Source organism: Kribbella sp. (genome assembly GCF_035687465.1).
Taxonomy (GTDB): Bacteria; Actinomycetota; Actinomycetes; order Propionibacteriales; family Kribbellaceae; genus Kribbella.
Map to the genome: position 1 here is coordinate 1 of NZ_DASRXP010000568.1, position 2,858 is coordinate 2,858.

Annotated in this window: 2 protein-coding genes and 1 pseudogene; 1 reads left to right on the forward strand and 2 read right to left on the reverse strand. The window is 69.3% G+C overall.

The annotated features are described in order from the left end of the window. Both VFG33_RS30170 and VFG33_RS41320 read right to left on the reverse strand, forming a co-directional pair. A pseudogene (locus VFG33_RS30170) lies at positions 1-273 on the reverse strand (sulfonate ABC transporter substrate-binding protein); the annotation flags it as partial. Between the two features lie 90 nt (positions 274-363). Next, positions 364-450 (reverse strand): putative leader peptide, encoded by an 87-nt coding sequence (locus tag VFG33_RS41320; RefSeq protein WP_363818422.1) that lies wholly within the window; start codon positions 448-450, stop codon positions 364-366. 154 nt (positions 451-604) lie between these two features. On the opposite strand from VFG33_RS41320, the gene VFG33_RS30175 reads away from it, so the two are divergent. Next, on the forward strand, positions 605-2,858 hold a 2,254-nt coding region (locus VFG33_RS30175; RefSeq protein WP_325056381.1), incomplete at its 3' end, for a family 78 glycoside hydrolase catalytic domain.

Below are 2,858 nucleotides of genomic sequence, written 5' to 3' on the forward strand. Positions count from 1 at the left end.
CGCCTCCGGGCCGGCGTTGAACTTGGTCGGCACCAGCTTCGTGCTGCCGAGCTCCTTGGTGAACAGCCCCTTGTCGAGGCCGACCAGGGCGGCGGCGTGGGTGACGTTCGGGAAGTAGCCGAGCCGCAGCTCGGTGGCCGGACCCTTGTCGGTCGAGGCGACCGGCGACTCGTCCCTGTCGGCGCGCGAGCAACCCGCGACCGCGGCGACCAGGGACAGGACCGCCGCCGACGCGGCGAGAACGCGGGCAGGGCGAAGGCTGGTGATGCTCACAGATATGACCTTTGGAGTGCGGGCGACAGGTGTCGCGGGCGGGCGTGGTTCAGAGCGGAGAGAGACCGCTGGCTGAGAATGCGCCGAAGGTCAACAGGTCGCGGAGGCGACGCGGAGCAGGTCGACGTGCCGACGGCGGGTGAGCGCGTCGGCTGGCCGGTTGGCGGTGACCTGCATGCACACTATGAAACCGGACAAAGTCGATCAACGGGCTCTGGTTTCACGATCCGAGACAAATCGGCTGTCCGAATGGGGACAGAGGTGTTGCCCTGGCGGCGGCAGGCTGCATACGGTCCTGCGGGACCTGCCGACAGCGTGAGGGGCTTGCCTGATGGTCGAACGTGCCAATCTCGACGGCTGGAGCCCGGACGGCTGGAGCCCGGGTGGCCCCCTGGCCGTGGAGAAGCTGACAGTCGAGTACGCCGAGGAGCTGGTCGGCACCGATGTCCATCGACCCCGGCTCGGGTGGATCGCGTGGGCCCCTGGCTACGGAGCCACCCAGTCGGCGTACCAGGTGGTGGTGGCGTCCTCTCCCGAGCTGCTGACGACTGGGGACGTGTGGGACTCGGGGCAGGTGGCGTCGGACGCCATCGGCGCCGAGTACGACGGCCCCGAGCTCGCGGCCCGGACGCGGTACCACTGGGCGGTCCGCCTGTGGGATGGCGCCGGCCGCAGTGGCGACTGGAGTGAGCCGAGCTGGTTCGAGACCGGGCTGTTCACCGAGGGATTCGGTGAGGCCCAGTGGATCGGCGGCAACACGGAGGCCGCTCCCCTGCTGCGGCGCGAGTTCACCGTCGACAGTCCGGTGGTGCGAGCGCGCCTCTATGCGAGCGGCCTCGCGTACGCCGAACTCAGGCTCAACGGCAAGCGCATCGGCGACGCCGTCCTGGATCCTGGTTTCACCGACTACGACGAGGCCGTCCTCTACGTCACCCACGACGTGACGGACCTCCTGCAGGTCGGGGACAACGCAATCGGCGCGGAGCTCGGCCGCGGGTTCTACGGCCTGACGACGCCGAACTCCTGGCGTTGGCACCAGGCTCCGTGGACCGGCGAACCGAGACTGGTCGCCCGGCTCGTGATCGACCACGAGGACGGGTCGACCACGGAACTGCGGACTGATTCGTCCTGGCGGGTCACCTCGGGCCCGACCGTCTCGGACTCCCTCTATGCCGGCGAGACCTACGACGCGCGGCTCGAACTCCCGGGCTGGGACGCGGCCGGTTTCGACGATTCGGCATGGGCCGAGGCTGTCGTCCTGCCCGCGCCACTGGGCCGGATCCGGGCGCAGGAACACGAGCCGATCCGGGTGGTGGAGGATGTCGCCCCCGTCGAGATCACCTCGCCTCGCGCCGGCGTGTGGGTGGTGGACTTCGGCCGGACCACCGCCGGGTGGGCGCGGCTCCGGACCAGCGCACCGGCCGGGACCACGGTCAGCTTGGTGTACGGCGAGACCACCGCGCCGGACGGGTCCGTGGTCGCGGTGAACCGGCACGTCGAGGGTGATCGCTTCCAGCGCGACGAATACGTTGCTGCTGGCAACGGTGTCGAGGAGTGGGAGCCGCGCTTCTCCTACAAGGGTTTCCGGTATGTCCAGGTCGAAGGGACCACCGAGGCGCCGGAATTGACACTGCGGGTGGTGCATTCCGACGTACGGGATGTCTCCCGGTTCGCGGCGAGCGAGCCGATGTACGAGCAGCTCGAGCAGGCGATGCGCCGTACGGTGCTGAACAACCTGCACGGCATCCCGACCGACACCCCGATGATGGAGAAGAACGGCTGGACAGGTGATGCGCAGGTCGGCGCTCCCACCATGGCTGGCCAGCTCGACGTGGCCCGGTTCTTCACGAAGTGGCTCGGCGATCTTCGCGACAGCCAGACGCCTGAGGGTCAGCTGCCGGTGATCGTGCCGACCGGCGACTGGGGCTACTCCGAGCTCGCGCCCGCGACCGAGTGGTCCACGGTCTACCCGTTTCTGCTGCGCGAGATGCACCGCTGGTACGGCGACGAACGGCTGCTCGCCGACCACTGGGAATCCGTACTGCGCTACGTCGACTGGGAGCTCGCCCGGGTGGAGGACGGGCTGTCCCTCAGCGTCCTGGGCGACTGGCTTCCCCCCGGCTACCAGGCCGGCCCGCCCCCGGAGGACCGCCGGCTCACCGGTACGGCGTACCTGCATCGCGCACTGATCGCCACCGCTGAGATCGGGGAACTCATCGGCCGCGCCGACGAGGTGGATCGCCTGCGGAAGGCGGCGACCGACCTCGCGGAGGGGCTCAACCGCGCCTTCCTCGATCGATCCGCGGGGCTCTACCGGACGGCGAAGGACCCCGACTACCGGCAGACGTCGAATGCCGTGCCGCTGGCGTTCGGGCTGGTGCCCGACGAGCTGGTACCGCGCGTCGTGGCGAACCTGGTCGCCGATATCGAGGCCCGCGGGTTCCACCTGAACACGGGTTGCCTCGGAGTCGGAGTACTGCTGCCGGTACTGACGAAGTACGGGCATGCCGAGGTCGCGACCAAGCTCGCACTGCAGCGGACGTATCCGAGCTGGGGTTACTGGCTCGATCAGGGCGCGGACACGA